At 41.8% G+C, this 14,580-nt stretch carries 16 protein-coding genes and 2 other annotated features; all 16 genes read left to right on the forward strand.

Annotation, left to right across the window (positions count from 1 at the left end; all coding sequences use genetic code 11):
* The first annotated feature begins 52 nt into the window (after nt 1-52).
* The gene (gltX, locus tag M1D81_RS00615) at nt 53-1,504 is read left to right on the forward strand and encodes a glutamate--tRNA ligase (protein ID WP_456265928.1); all 1,452 of its coding nucleotides are present in this window, start codon (nt 53-55) and stop codon (nt 1,502-1,504) included.
* Nucleotides 1,504-1,734, forward strand: a binding site (T-box leader). (Overlaps the previous gene by 1 nt.)
* An 82-nt stretch (nt 1,735-1,816) precedes the next feature.
* Nucleotides 1,817-2,470 carry a serine O-acetyltransferase gene (gene cysE / locus M1D81_RS00620; RefSeq protein ID WP_024425585.1) on the forward strand — a complete coding sequence of 218 codons (654 nt, stop codon included), beginning with the start codon at nt 1,817-1,819 and terminating at the stop codon, nt 2,468-2,470.
* Complete coding sequence (gene cysS / locus M1D81_RS00625; RefSeq protein ID WP_044333797.1) at nt 2,467-3,867, forward strand: cysteine--tRNA ligase; 1,401 nt, start codon at nt 2,467-2,469, stop codon at nt 3,865-3,867. Before cysE ends, cysS begins: the two co-directional genes overlap by 4 nt.
* Before the next feature lie 3 nt (nt 3,868-3,870).
* On the forward strand, nt 3,871-4,302 hold the full coding sequence (locus M1D81_RS00630; RefSeq protein WP_024425587.1) for a Mini-ribonuclease 3: 432 nt from the start codon (nt 3,871-3,873) through the stop codon (nt 4,300-4,302).
* The gene (rlmB, locus tag M1D81_RS00635; protein ID WP_024425588.1) at nt 4,286-5,035 is read left to right on the forward strand and encodes a 23S rRNA (guanosine(2251)-2'-O)-methyltransferase RlmB; all 750 of its coding nucleotides are present in this window, start codon (nt 4,286-4,288) and stop codon (nt 5,033-5,035) included. The genes M1D81_RS00630 and rlmB overlap by 17 nt, the downstream gene beginning before the upstream one ends.
* 2 nt (nt 5,036-5,037) lie before the next feature.
* A complete protein-coding gene (gene rae1, locus M1D81_RS00640; protein ID WP_087978819.1) occupies nt 5,038-5,550 on the forward strand; it encodes a ribosome-dependent mRNA decay endonuclease Rae1/YacP in 513 nt (170 codons plus the stop codon).
* A gap of 63 nt (nt 5,551-5,613) precedes the next feature.
* Nucleotides 5,614-6,270 carry an RNA polymerase sporulation sigma factor SigH gene (sigH, locus tag M1D81_RS00645; protein ID WP_008345424.1) on the forward strand — a complete coding sequence of 219 codons (657 nt, stop codon included), beginning with the start codon at nt 5,614-5,616 and terminating at the stop codon, nt 6,268-6,270.
* Nucleotides 6,271-6,346: 76 nt separating this feature from the next.
* Nucleotides 6,347-6,496, forward strand: a complete 150-nt coding sequence (rpmG, locus tag M1D81_RS00650) for a 50S ribosomal protein L33 (RefSeq protein WP_008356502.1) — start codon at nt 6,347-6,349, stop codon at nt 6,494-6,496.
* 34 nt (nt 6,497-6,530) lie between these two features.
* On the forward strand, nt 6,531-6,707 hold the full coding sequence (gene secE, locus M1D81_RS00655; RefSeq protein WP_008345422.1) for a preprotein translocase subunit SecE: 177 nt from the start codon (nt 6,531-6,533) through the stop codon (nt 6,705-6,707).
* 171 nt (nt 6,708-6,878) lie between these two features.
* Entirely contained in the window at nt 6,879-7,412 is a 534-nt protein-coding gene (gene nusG, locus M1D81_RS00660; protein ID WP_003217197.1) for a transcription termination/antitermination protein NusG, read from the forward strand.
* Between the two features lie 171 nt (nt 7,413-7,583).
* Nucleotides 7,584-8,009 (forward strand): 50S ribosomal protein L11, encoded by a 426-nt coding sequence (rplK, locus tag M1D81_RS00665; protein WP_003216956.1) that lies wholly within the window; start codon nt 7,584-7,586, stop codon nt 8,007-8,009.
* Nucleotides 8,010-8,108: 99 nt separating this feature from the next.
* Nucleotides 8,109-8,807 (forward strand): 50S ribosomal protein L1, encoded by a 699-nt coding sequence (gene rplA, locus M1D81_RS00670; protein ID WP_017359164.1) that lies wholly within the window; start codon nt 8,109-8,111, stop codon nt 8,805-8,807.
* A 49-nt stretch (nt 8,808-8,856) separates the two neighbouring features.
* Nucleotides 8,857-8,997 (forward strand) — a sequence feature (ribosomal protein L10 leader region).
* A 69-nt stretch (nt 8,998-9,066) separates the two neighbouring features.
* Nucleotides 9,067-9,567: a 50S ribosomal protein L10 gene (rplJ, locus tag M1D81_RS00675; RefSeq protein WP_041084739.1), complete on the forward strand. Its 501-nt coding sequence runs from the start codon at nt 9,067-9,069 to the stop codon at nt 9,565-9,567.
* A gap of 48 nt (nt 9,568-9,615) precedes the next feature.
* Nucleotides 9,616-9,984 (forward strand): 50S ribosomal protein L7/L12, encoded by a 369-nt coding sequence (gene rplL, locus M1D81_RS00680; RefSeq protein WP_400623390.1) that lies wholly within the window; start codon nt 9,616-9,618, stop codon nt 9,982-9,984.
* A gap of 96 nt (nt 9,985-10,080) precedes the next feature.
* Entirely contained in the window at nt 10,081-10,686 is a 606-nt protein-coding gene (locus M1D81_RS00685; RefSeq protein WP_024425591.1) for a class I SAM-dependent methyltransferase, read from the forward strand.
* Between the two features lie 254 nt (nt 10,687-10,940).
* A complete protein-coding gene (gene rpoB, locus M1D81_RS00690; protein WP_024425866.1) occupies nt 10,941-14,522 on the forward strand; it encodes a DNA-directed RNA polymerase subunit beta in 3,582 nt (1,193 codons plus the stop codon).
* Nucleotides 14,523-14,580 lie beyond the last annotated feature (58 nt).

Genomic DNA, 14,580 nt, shown 5'->3' on the forward strand with positions numbered 1-14,580 from the left:
TATAAAAAATTGGTGTCAGACAACATGATGCAGATGAAAGGAAGTTAAACTCATGGGAAATGAAGTGCGTGTTCGTTATGCACCGAGTCCAACTGGTCATTTACATATTGGGAATGCTAGAACGGCTCTTTTCAACTATTTGTTCGCACGCAGCCAAGGCGGCAAATTTATTATTCGAATCGAGGATACGGATCAAAAGCGTAATGTAGAAGGCGGGGAGGAAAGCCAGCTTCGCCACCTGCAATGGCTCGGTATTGATTGGGATGAGAGCATTGATAAAGATGGCGGTTACGGTCCTTACAGACAATCAGAGCGTAATGACATTTACAAGAAATATTATGACGAACTGTTAGAGAAGGACTTGGCATATAAGTGCTATTGTACGGCTGAAGAGCTAGAGGCAGAGCGTGAAGCACAAATCGCCCGCAGTGAAATGCCACGGTATTCTGGTAAATGCAGTCATTTATCAAAAGAAGAAGAGGACAAACTGATTGCTGAAGGAAGAGAGCCAAGCATCCGCTTCCGAGTACCAAAAGGAGAAATCATCAAATTTGACGACATGGTCAAAGGTGAAATTTCATTTGAAACAGACGGTATCGGTGACTTTGTTATTGTAAAGAAAGATGGTACGCCAACTTATAACTTTGCCGTAGCAGTGGATGATCATTTGATGGAAATGACTCACGTTCTTCGCGGAGAAGATCATATTTCAAATACCCCAAAACAAATCATGATTTTTCATGCATTTGGCTGGGATGTTCCGCTATTCGGACATATGACGTTGATTGTGAACGAGAACCGTAAGAAATTAAGTAAACGTGATGAATCAATTATTCAATTCATCGAGCAATATAAGAACTTAGGCTATTTACCTGAAGCCCTGTTTAACTTCATTGCATTACTTGGATGGTCTCCAGTAGGCGAAGAAGAACTGTTTACAAAAGAGCAATTCATCGACATTTTCGATGTAAACCGACTTTCTAAGTCACCAGCTCTATTCGATATGCATAAACTAAAATGGGTGAACAACCAATACGTGAAAGCACTTGATCTTGATCAGGTTGTGGCACTAACACTTCCGCATCTTCAAAAAGCAGGCAAGGTAAGTGAGCAGCTGACTGAAGAAGAAAACACGTGGGTACGCAAGCTTATTTCTCTGTATCACGAACAATTAAGCTATGGAGCAGAAATTGTTGAGTTAACAGAGTTGTTCTTTAAGGAGCAAATTGAGTATAATCAAGAGGCAAAGGAAGTTCTAGCAGAGGAGCAAGTACCAGAAGTGATGGCATCTTTTGCACGTCAGCTTGAACAGCTTGAGTCTTTCACACCTGATGAAATCAAGGCTGCCATTAAAGCGGTACAAAAAGAAACAGGGCATAAAGGCAAGAAACTATTCATGCCGATTCGTGTGGCTGTCACAGGACAAACGCATGGCCCAGAACTTCCGCAAAGTATTGAATTACTAGGTAAAGAAACGGTATTAAACCGCATTAAACAAATATAAGGAAATCGTTGCGAGGGAGAAGTACAATGTACTCGTCCATCACAGAAAGAGTCTCCACCGGCTGAAAGAGACTTATGGGCAGACATTGGAAATGCACCCTCAAGACCCTTGAGGAACACGTACGTTAGTATGCAAGGGCGGTACCCTCCGTTATGGGATTAAGTTGAGAAGGCTGAAAGATAAGTAGCTTTCTAAACAGAGTGGAACCGCGTTTTCAAAACGTCTCTGTCATTTGGCAGAGGCGTTTTTTATTTGTCCAAAAAAAGAGAGCAAGTCCTAAGAGAGATTCATGGGGAAGAACGGGGGGAGCATGTGTTTTTCAAAATGCTGAAAGAAGATATTGATACTGTGTTTGATCAAGATCCTGCTGCTAGAAGCTATATTGAAGTAGTGCTAACCTATTCAGGGCTTCATGCGATTTGGGCTCACCGTATTGCGCACGCATTTTATAAGCGGAAGCTGTATTTTATTGCGCGGATCATTTCTCAGGTCAGCCGTTTTTTCACAGGGGTGGAAATTCATCCGGCGGCAACCATTGGCAGGCGGTTCTTCATTGATCACGGCATGGGCGTCGTGATCGGGGAAACATGTGAAATTGGAGACAACGTCACTGTTTTCCAAGGCGTGACATTAGGGGGAACAGGGAAAGAAAAGGGAAAGCGGCATCCGACCATTTTAGATGATGCCCTTATTGCGACAGGTGCCAAGGTGCTTGGTTCTATCACGGTTGGAAAAGGGTCCAAGATTGGTGCAGGGTCGGTCGTGTTAAAAGACGTCCCAGATCATTCCACCGTTGTAGGTATACCTGGGCGAGTGGTCGTTCAAAATGGAAAGAAAATCAATCGTGATCTCAACCATCAAGATTTGCCAGATCCAGTTTCCGATCGTTTTAAAGAATTGGAACGAGAAATGGAAAAGCTAAAAGGTGAGCTGGCTTCATTGAGCAGAAAGGAAGAACAATCATGACAATCAATATTTATAATACATTGACACGTAAGAAGGAAGAATTTGTCCCGCTTGAGCCAGGAAAGGTCAAGATGTATGTGTGCGGACCAACCGTTTATAACTACATTCATATCGGGAATGCTAGACCTGCTATTGTTTATGACACTGTACGTAAGTATTTAGAATACAGCGGTTACGATGTGAACTTTGTATCAAACTTTACAGATGTGGATGATAAACTCATCAAGGCAGCCAATGAACTCGGAGAAGATGTGCCGACAATTGCTGATCGTTTTATCCAAGCCTACTTCGAAGACGTCAGTGCGCTGGGCTGCAAAAAAGCAGACCTTCACCCGCGAGTGACGGAAAACATGGATGATATCATTGCGTTTATTGCGACATTGATTGAAAAAGGCTACGCCTATGAAGCAGATGGTGACGTGTATTACAGCACACGCTCATTTGAAGGTTATGGAAAGCTTTCTCACCAATCAATTGATGAACTGAAGACGGGTGCTCGTATTCGTGTAGGTGAAAAGAAACGAGATGCGTTGGACTTTGCTCTTTGGAAGGCTGCAAAGGATCAGGAAATCTCTTGGGATAGCCCGTGGGGCAAAGGACGCCCAGGCTGGCACATCGAATGCTCGGCAATGGTCAAAAAATATTTAGGTGATACGATCGACATTCATGCTGGCGGACAGGATTTAACATTCCCTCACCATGAGAATGAAATTGCCCAATCTGAGGCTTTGACAGGAAAGCCTTTTGCGAAGTATTGGATGCATAACGGGTATATTAATATCGATAATGAAAAAATGTCAAAATCACTTGGCAACTTTGTGCTGGTGCATGACATTGTGAAAGAACAAGATCCTGATGTGCTCCGCTTCTTTATGTTGTCGGTTCACTATCGCCACCCAATTAACTACTCAATGGATTTATTAGAAAGTACAAAGAGTGCGTTTAACCGGCTCAAGACATCGTATGCGAATTTACATCACCGTCTTGAGAGCAGTACGAATATCACGGAAGACAATGCGGAATGGCTGGAAAAAATTGAAGAGCAGCGTGCGACATTTGTTTCTGAAATGAATGATGACTTCAATACGGCAAATGCGATCTCTGTTTTATTCGAATTAGCGAAACAGGCGAATTATTATATGGAAAATGATCATACTTCGGAGGAAGTGATCAAGGCATTTATCGGCTTGTTCCAAGAAATTACGTCTGTTCTCGGCTTCTCATTAGAAGAAAAGCACACGCTAGACGAAGAGGTAGAAGCGTTAATTGAAAAACGCAATGAAGCTAGAAGAAATCGTGACTTTGCCCTATCTGATCAAATTCGTGATCAATTAAAGAACATGAATATTGTGTTGGAGGACACTCCTCAAGGTACTCGCTGGAAAAGAGGAGAATAGGCAATGTTGAATTTTGAAAAGCTGAAAGACGGTAAACAGCTGAACGGACTTGCGCTGGCTTATATGGGTGATGCCATTTTTGAAGTATATGTGAGGCATCACCTCCTCCAAACGGGGGCGACAAAACCAAATGAGCTGCACAAACGAGCAAGCAAAATTGTATCAGCTAAATCACAGGCTGCTATTTTATTTACGCTTCAGCAGCAAGGCTTTTTCACTGAAGCAGAAGAAGCGGTGCTGAAAAGAGGAAGAAACGCAAAATCAGGCACAGTGCCTAAAAACACAGACGTTCAAACGTATCGTTATAGTACAGCGTTTGAAGCGCTTATGGGTTATTTATTTATCGAAAAGCAGGACGAACGCTTAGAAGAGCTGATTGGTCAGGCGATTGAAATCGGAACGTCAGGGAGGAAGACAAATGAGTCAGCAACATGATTATGTCATTGGGAAAAATGCAGTGATTGAGACACTGAAGTCAGATCGGGAGTTATACAAGCTCTGGATGGCGGAAAACACTGTAAAAGGACAAGCCCAGCAGGTCATTGAACTCGCTAAAAAGCAAAATATCACCATTCAGTATGTTCCGAGGAAAAAGCTTGATCAAATGGTTACAGGCCAGCACCAGGGAATCGTTGCACAAGTAGCAGCATATGAATATGCAGAATTGGACGATCTGTATCAAATCGCTGAAAAGCGGAATGAACAGCCTTTCTTTCTGATTTTAGATGAAATTGAAGACCCGCATAATTTAGGATCTATTATGCGTACGGCAGATGCTGTAGGTGCACATGGGATTGTCATTCCGAAAAGGAGAGCGGTCGGTCTAACAACAACAGTTGCTAAGGCATCCACTGGGGCAATTGAGCATATTCCTGTTGCAAAAGTGACCAATCTTTCAAGAGCCCTTGATGAAATGAAAGAAAGAGGAATCTGGGTTGCGGGAACAGATGCGTCTGCTAAACAGGATTACAGACAATTTGATGGCACAATGCCGCTGGCTCTTGTGATTGGCAGTGAAGGAAAAGGAATTGGCCGATTGATTAAGGAAAAGTGTGATTTTCTGATTAAACTGCCTATGGCCGGGAAGGTTACTTCGTTAAACGCATCAGTTGCGGCTGGTTTATTGATGTATGAAGTGTATCGAAAACGTTATCCGTTAGGAGAATAGAGATGGATATCCTCTTAGTCGATGGATACAACATGATAGGTGCATGGCCTCAGCTGCAGCACTTAAAGGAAAACAGCTTTGAAGAAGCCAGAGACGCGCTGATTCAACATTTAGCAGAATATCAAGCATACACAGGGTATCGAGTCATTGTCGTATTCGATGCCCATATGGTCAAAGGAATTGAAAAAAAGCGGACTAACCACCGAGTAGAGGTCATCTTTACGAGAGAGAATGAAACGGCGGATGAGCGGATTGAAAAGCTGGCGCAGGATTTGAATAATATTCGGACGCAAATTCATGTGGCAACCTCAGATTTTACGGAACAATGGGCTATTTTTGGACAAGGAGCGCTTCGAAAGTCGGCTCGTGAGCTTTTAAGAGAGATTGAAGTGATAGAACGAAAGATTGAAACGAGGGTCAAAAAGATTACTTCTGATAAACCGGCATCTAAGATTGAATTGTCAGAAGATGTATTGAAAACGTTTGAAAAATGGCGGCGCGGGAATCTGGAATAGCTTGACGATATTTCAACCATTAATGTATAATATTTCTATCTAGGTGCGGTCGGGGGGATCGAAGTGAATCTAAACAACAGCAAGGGTAAATCCATCAGAGAGCAATTTTGCCAGTTGGAAGATGAACAAGTCATTGAAAGGGTTCATGTCGGAGATAGTGATGCGCTAGATTATTTAATAACGAAATACCGCAATTTTGTACGTGCGAAAGCAAGATCTTATTTTTTGATAGGAGCGGATCGAGAGGACATTGTCCAAGAGGGAATGATCGGACTTTATAAGTCTATCCGCGATTTCAGAGAGGACAAGCTTACTTCATTTAAGGCTTTTGCAGAATTATGTATTACCCGCCAAATTATCACCGCAATTAAAACAGCTACTCGCCAAAAACATATCCCGTTAAATTCCTATGTATCATTAGACAAGCCGATCTACGATGAAGAATCGGACAGAACATTATTGGATGTCATTTCCGGTGCTAAAGCGCTTAACCCAGAAGACTTAATCATTAGCAAAGAAGAATTTGATGATATCGAAATGAAGATGGGTGAACTGCTAAGCGAGCTGGAAAGAAAGGTACTTGTGCTTTATCTTGATGGCAGATCCTATCAAGAGATTTCGGAAGATTTAAACCGTCATGTGAAATCAATTGATAACGCACTCCAAAGAGTAAAGAGAAAATTAGAGAAATATTTAGAGCTTCGCGAGATTAGTCTCTAATCAAACCTATATTGACAGCTTTTTCGACACTGTGATAAGGTACTAATGAAATGATGTCGAGAAAATAGGTGTAAATATGAGGAAAAAGATTACTCTAGCCTGTAAAGACTGCGGAAGCCGCAATTATACGACAATGAAAAGTGTTGCTTCAGCAGCTGAAAGATTAGAAGTTAAGAAATATTGCAAGACTTGTAATTCACATAAAACACATTTAGAAACGAAGTAAGATTTGCGTTCTTTAATCTGTGGAGGTCTTTTACATGCGTATTATCAGTTTCTTAAAAAGTGTCGGAAAAGAAATGAAAAAGGTCAGCTGGCCAAAGAAGAACGAAATGGTCCGCTACACAATCACTGTTATTTTAACAGTCGTATTCTTTGCCATCTTTTTCTCTTTTCTTGATATAGGAATCTCACAATTAATCGAATTAATTCATTAATACTTGAATAATGGTCTGCTGAACGTGCTATAATAGATCATAATATGACTTGCCAAAAAACCCGTTTTACGGGTTTTTTCAATTGCTTGAAAATATTTACCGTTACTCGAGATTCGTCAAATAGACATTATGAAATGTGGGGAGGGAAGGACTAAATAGTCCTGAACGAAAATGGAAAAGAATTGGTATGTTGTGCATACGTACTCTGGCTATGAAAACAAAGTAAAAGCGAACTTGGAAAAGCGTGTTGAATCAATGGGCATGCAGGATAAAATCTTTCGCGTCGTCGTACCGGAAGAAGAAGAAACGGATATTAAAAATGGTAAGAAAAAAGTCGTCAAAAAGAAAGTATTCCCTGGCTATGTCCTAGTGGAAATCGTGATGACGGACGACTCTTGGTATGTTGTTCGTAATACACCAGGTGTCACTGGATTCGTTGGATCAGCTGGATCAGGCTCAAAGCCGACTGCACTGCTGCCAGGCGAAGCCGAAACCATTCTGAAGAGAATGGGTCTTGAAGAACGCAAAACAGAAATCGACTTTGAACTGAAAGAAACAGTTAAGGTCATCGATGGACCATTTGCTAACTTCACTGGATCGATTGAAGAAATTGATTACGATAAAAGCAAAGTCAAAGTATTCGTTAATATGTTTGGTAGAGAAACACCTGTTGAACTTGAGTTCACACAGATCGATAAATTGTAATTTAAAAGAGCTTGAAATGAGTGTATAGAAGTGGTAATATAGCAAAGGTACGTCTTGAGTTCACTCAAGATCGCTAGCTAGTTATTTCGTCATTCATATAAAGAATGAAGTTGTTGAGTGGGAGGGGGATTCCCCTATTACCACATCACGGACTTTAAGGAGGTGTGTCTCGTGGCTAAAAAAGTAGTTAAAGTTGTTAAATTGCAAATTCCTGCTGGAAAAGCTAACCCAGCTCCACCAGTTGGACCTGCACTAGGTCAAGCCGGTGTTAATATCATGGGATTCTGTAAGGAGTTTAACGCTCGTACAGCTGACCAAGCTGGTCTTATCATTCCTGTTGAAATTTCGGTTTTTGAAGACCGTTCATTTACATTTATTACTAAAACTCCACCTGCTGCAGTTTTACTTAAAAAAGCAGCTGGTATTGAGTCTGGTTCTGGTGAACCTAACCGTAATAAAGTGGCAACTGTTAAGCGTGATAAAGTACGCGAAATCGCGGAAACAAAAATGCCTGACTTAAACGCTGCAAGCGTTGAATCAGCTATGCGCATGGTTGAAGGTACTGCACGCAGTATGGGGATTGTCATCGAAGATTAATTTTTTGTCTTGTTGGGTTGCGAGTTTGGTTTTGACAAGTTCGCAACCCTTATTCGTGGGAGGTTATTCCGCTAAAACCACATAAGGAGGATTTTTATAATGGCTAAAAAAGGTAAAAAGTATGTAGAAGCTGCTAAGCTGATCGATCGTACTAAAGCGTACGATGTAGCTGAAGCTGTTTCTCTTACAAAAAAAGCAAATACAGCTAAATTTGATGCGACTGTAGAAGTTGCTTTTCGTTTGGGCGTAGACCCTCGTAAAAACGATCAACAAATCCGCGGTGCAGTTGTACTTCCTAATGGAACTGGTAAAACTCAACGCGTTCTTGTGTTCGCTAAAGGCGAAAAAGCAAAAGAAGCAGAAGCTGCTGGAGCAGACTACGTTGGAGATTCTGATTACATCACTAAAATCCAACAAGGCTGGTTCGAATTCGATGTAATCGTTGCGACACCTGACATGATGGGTGAAGTTGGTAAGATCGGTCGTGTACTTGGACCAAAAGGTCTTATGCCAAACCCTAAAACAGGAACTGTAACGTTCGAAGTTGAAAAAGCAATCAATGAAATCAAAGCTGGTAAAGTAGAATACCGCGTTGATAAAGCTGGTAACATCCACGCGCCAATCGGAAAGGTTTCTTTCGAGGACGAAAAGCTTGTTGAGAACTTTGCAACAATCTATGACACAATCCTTAAAGCAAAACCTGCAGCGGCTAAAGGTGTATACGTGAAAAACGTTTCTGTTACATCTACTATGGGCCCTGGCGTGAAAGTGGATCCATCTTCTTTCTCTGCAAAATAATTCTTGACTTATGACAACCATTTTGATAATATCAAAATGTTGTAAAATAGAATAATGTCCATTTATACCGTAGACAGCAGGGGCCTTATGGCTTAATTAACCCGCCGAGGTGTATATGTCACAGTCTTACGTTAACGTATGCTTGTATATACAGCCTCCATGTCTTAATGGAGGCTTTTTATATGGAGAACCGTTCGTTAGGAACGTGATGGCCTGATCGGTATAAGTGTTACACAAAGAATGTACAGGAGGTGTAACCATGAGCAATGCAATCGATACTAAAAAAGTTGTCGTTGATGAAATTACTTCTAAATTTAAAGATAGTATGTCTACTGTCATTGTAGATTACCGCGGTCTTTCAGTTTCTGAAGTGACTGAACTTCGTAAACAGCTTCGTGAAGCTGGCGTAGAATTCAAAGTTTACAAAAACACTTTGACTCGCCGTGCAGTTGAACAAGTTGAACTAACGGGTTTAAACGATTTCTTAACAGGTCCAAACGCTATCGCATTCAGTAACGAAGATGTTATCGCACCTGCGAAAATCATCAACGAATTTGCGAAAAGCCACGAAGCTTTAGAAATCAAAGCTGGTGTCATCGAAGGAAACGTAGCGACTGTAGAAGAAGTGAAGGCTCTTGCGGAACTTCCGTCTCGCGAAGGCTTACTTTCTATGTTGCTTAGCGTTCTTCAAGCTCCAGTTCGTAACCTTGCTCTTGCTACTAAAGCAGTTGCAGAACAAAAAGAAGAACAAGGCGCTTAATGCCTGCTTTACGTTTACGTAAAAAAACTTAAAATGGAGGAATTACAAATGGCTTTAAATATCGAAGAAATCATTGCTTCAGTTAAAGAAGCAACTGTACTTGAGTTAAACGACTTAGTAAAAGCAATCGAAGAAGAATTTGGCGTAACTGCTGCTGCTCCTGTAGCTGTAGCTGGTGGTGCTGCTGGTGGCGCTGCTGAAGAGAAAACTGATTTTGATCTAGTACTTGCTGGTGCTGGAGACCAAAAAATCAAAGTTATCAAAGTAGTTCGTGAAATCACTGGTCTTGGCTTGAAAGAAGCTAAAGAACTTGTTGACAACACTCCAAAACCACTTAAAGAAGGTATTGCTAAAGAAGAAGCTGAAGAACTTAAAGCTAAGCTTGAAGAAGTTGGCGCTTCTGTAGAAGTTAAGTAATCTTCGCCTAATCTTTTGGGAAAGCTCGCTTTTACTGGCGGGCTTTTTCTTTTCTAATCTCCTGAAACGATTGAATCCAGAGGAGGTCCATTCACCATGAGTGACCACTATTATACGGAAAAGCCATCAGTGAAAAGCAATAAACAGACATGGGACTTCACCTTGAGAAACCGTACCTTTACTTTTACAAGTGACAGTGGAGTGTTTTCTAAGAAAGAAGTCGACTTTGGTTCAAGGCTTTTAATTGAAGCTTTCGAAGAACCTGACTTGGATGGCGATGTCTTAGATGTCGGTTGCGGTTATGGACCGATCGGCTTATCGTTAGCAAACGAAATGACTAGCCGTACCATTCATATGATTGATGTGAACGAAAGAGCAGTCGAACTTTCAAAGGAAAACGCTAAACATAATCGCATTGATAATGTTCGCATCTATCAAAGTGATTTGTTCTCGAATGTTCATTCCTCAGCTGCTTTTGCCTCTATACTGACCAATCCCCCAATACGGGCAGGGAAGAAAGTTGTACATGCGATCTTTGAAAAAAGTGCTGATCATTTATTGCCGGAAGGTGAGTTGTGGGTGGTTATTCAGAAAAAGCAAGGTGGGCCATCTGCGATTGAAAAATTAGAGCAGCTCTTTGGAGAAGTCGAGGTTGTGCTGAAAAAAAAGGGCTACTATATCATCAAAGCTAAAAAAGTTTGACGCAGTTTCCTAGCTGTGTTAACATTATAAAATGCCAATGTGTATATTTTGCTTGATAGGCTTAAAAAAAACTATTTTGTATAAATTATGCATACTTGGGAAAACTAATAAAATCGGTATTTGTTTTTGGATGTGGTTTTCTTATTTTAGAAACCCTTTTTTCTTTTGTCTTGTAAAAGTATTTCTTTACTGACATTTGAAAGACAGAAATACTTTTTACACATATAATACGCATGATTTGAGGGGTGAATCAGTTGACAGGTCAACTAGTTCAGTATGGACGACACCGCCAGCGCAGAAGCTACGCACGCATAAGCGAAGTGTTAGAATTACCAAATCTCATTGAAATTCAAACCTCTTCTTATCAGTGGTTTCTTGATGAGGGTCTTAGAGAGATGTTTCAAGATATATCCCCAATTGAGGATTTTACTGGTAACCTTTCTCTTGAATTCATTGATTACAGCCTAGGGGATCCTAAGTATCCTGTAGCAGAATCAAAAGAACGTGATGTAACTTACTCTGCTCCACTAAGAGTAAAAGTTCGTTTAATTAACAAAGAAACTGGAGAAGTAAAAGACCAAGATGTGTTCATGGGTGATTTCCCAATCATGACAGACACAGGTACTTTTATCATTAATGGTGCGGAACGTGTAATCGTTTCTCAGTTAGTGCGTTCTCCAAGTGTATATTTCAGTGGTAAAGTAGACAAAAACGGTAAAAAAGGTTTTACTGCGACTGTCATTCCAAACCGTGGCGCATGGTTAGAATACGAAACTGATGCGAAGGATGTAGTCTATGTACGCATCGATCGCACACGTAAGTTGCCGGTTACGGTTCTTTTGCGTGCTCTCGGCTTCAGCTCTGATCAAGAGATTCTTGACCTCATTGGCGAGAATGAATACTTACGCAACACGTTGGAAAAAGACAATACAGAGAATGCGGATAAAGCACTTCTCGAAATCTACGAGCGCCTCCGCCCTGGAGAGCCGCCAACTGTTGAAAATGCGAAAAGCTTGCTAGACTCTCGCTTCTTCGATCCGAAGAGATACGACCTAGCAAATGTTGGACGCTACAAGATTAATAAGAAGCTTCATATTAAAAATAGACTGTTCAATCAAAAATTGGCTGAAACGTTAGTTGATCCTGAAACAGGTGAAATTCTAGCAGAAAAAGGTCAAATTTTAGACAGAAGAGTTCTTGATAAAGTTCTTCCGTACTTAGAAAACGGCATCGGATTTAGAAAGCTTTATCCTAATGGTGGCGTAGTAGAAGATGAAGTAGAACTTCAATCTATTAAGATTTATGCACCGACTGATCAAGAAGGCGAGCAAGTGATCAACGTGATTGGTAATGCATATGTAGAGGAAGCTGTGAAAAACATCACGCCTTCTGACATCATTGCATCAATCAGTTACTTCTTCAACCTTCTTCATGGTGTAGGTGACACAGATGATATCGACCATCTTGGTAACCGTCGTCTGCGTTCTGTAGGTGAACTTCTGCAAAACCAATTCCGTATTGGTTTAAGCAGAATGGAGCGTGTTGTCCGTGAAAGAATGTCAATTCAAGACACAAACACGATCACACCTCAGCAGCTGATCAACATTCGTCCTGTGATCGCTTCTATCAAAGAGTTCTTTGGTAGTTCTCAGCTTTCTCAGTTCATGGATCAAACAAACCCGCTTGCTGAATTGACGCACAAACGTCGTCTGTCAGCGCTTGGACCGGGTGGTTTGACACGTGAGCGTGCAGGAATGGAAGTTCGTGACGTTCACTACTCTCACTATGGACGTATGTGTCCGATTGAAACACCAGAGGGTCCAAACATTGGTTTGATCAACTCTCTATCTTCATTTGCAAAAGTGAATCGCTTCGGATTTATCGAAACACCTTACCGCCGGGTTGATCCTGAAACTGGTAAAGTGACACCGAGAATCGATTACTTAACTGCTGATGAAGAGGATAACTACGTAGTAGCACAAGCGAACGCTCAGTTAGCTGATGATGGTTCGTTTATCGATGATAATATCATTGCTCGTTTCAGAGGGGAAAACACCGTTGTTCCTCGAAACCGCGTTGACTACATGGACGTTTCGCCAAAGCAGGTTGTTTCTGCAGCGACAGCATGTATCCCATTCTTAGAAAACGATGACTCTAACCGTGCTCTAATGGGAGCGAACATGCAGCGTCAGGCTGTGCCTTTGATGCAGCCAGAATCACCGATTGTTGGTACAGGTATGGAGTACGTATCAGGTAAAGACTCTGGTGCTGCTGTCATCTGCCGCTACCCAGGTGTTGTAGAACGTGTAGAAGCAAAAAATATTTGGGTTCGCCGTTATGAAGACGTTGACGGACAACAAGTCAAAGGAAACCTAGACAAATACAGCTTGCTGAAATTTGTCCGCTCTAACCAAGGGACTTGCTACAACCAGCGTCCTATCGTAAGTGTTGGAGATGAAGTCGTTAAAGGAGAAATCCTTGCAGACGGACCTTCTATGGAAAAAGGTGAATTGGCTCTAGGACGTAACGTTATGGTCGGATTCATGACTTGGGACGGTTACAACTACGAGGATGCGATCATCATGAGTGAGCGCCTTGTAAAAGATGACGTCTACACGTCTATTCATATTGAAGAATATGAATCAGAAGCTCGTGATACAAAGCTTGGACCAGAAGAAATCACTCGTGATATTCCAAACGTTGGGGAAGATGCTTTACGCAACCTTGACGAACGCGGAATCATCCGTATTGGTGCAGAAGTAAAAGACGGAGACCTTCTTGTAGGTAAAGTAACGCCTAAAGGTGTAACTGAACTAACAGCTGAAGAACGTCTATTACATGCAATCTTCGGTGAAAAGGCTCGTGAAGTTCGTGATACGTCACTGCGTGTTCCACACGGCGGCGGCGGAATTATCCACGATGTCAAAGTCTTTAACCGTGAAGATGGAGATGAATTACCTCCAGGTGTAAACCAATTAGTCCGCGTATACATCGTTCAGAAGCGTAAGATTTCTGAAGGTGACAAAATGGCCGGGCGACATGGTAACAAAGGGGTTATCTCTAAAATCCTTCCAGAAGAAGATATGCCGTATCTTCCAGACGGAACACCGATCGATATCATGTTGAACCCTCTAGGGGTACCATCTCGTATGAACATCGGTCAGGTACTTGAGCTTCATATGGGTATGGCTGCACGTTACCTCGGCATCCACATTGCGTCACCAGTATTTGATGGTGCGCGCGAGGAAGATGTTTGGGAAACGCTTGAAGAAGCAGGTATGTCCCGTGATGCGAAAACAGTCCTTTATGACGGTCGAACTGGTGAACCATTCGACAACCGTGTATCTGTCGGAATCATGTACATGATCAAACTGGCTCACATGGTTGACGATAAACTTCACGCTCGTTCAACTGGACCATACTCACTTGTTACGCAGCAGCCACTTGGCGGTAAAGCACAGTTTGGTGGTCAGCGTTTCGGAGAGATGGAAGTATGGGCACTTGAAGCTTACGGTGCAGCATATACACTTCAAGAGATCTTAACAGTTAAATCGGATGACGTTGTGGGCCGTGTGAAAACATACGAAGCCATCGTCAAAGGGGATAACGTACCTGAACCAGGTGTCCCTGAATCATTCAAAGTGTTAATCAAAGAACTTCAAAGTTTAGGTATGGATGTGAAAATTCTATCTGGCGATGAAGAAGAGATAGAAATGAGAGATTTAGAAGACGATGAGGAAACGAAGAAAGCAGATGGATTAGCGTTATCTAATGACGAAGATGCTGCAGACCTCGCACCTGTCGATCTTGAACGTGACGCAGTCACAAAAGAATAGCAGAAACGATTAGAGCAAGTGACTAGGGTATAACCCGAAGATTAAAAGGGAGGTAGGC

It is taken from the genome of Bacillus sp. JZ105 (genome assembly GCF_053903125.1).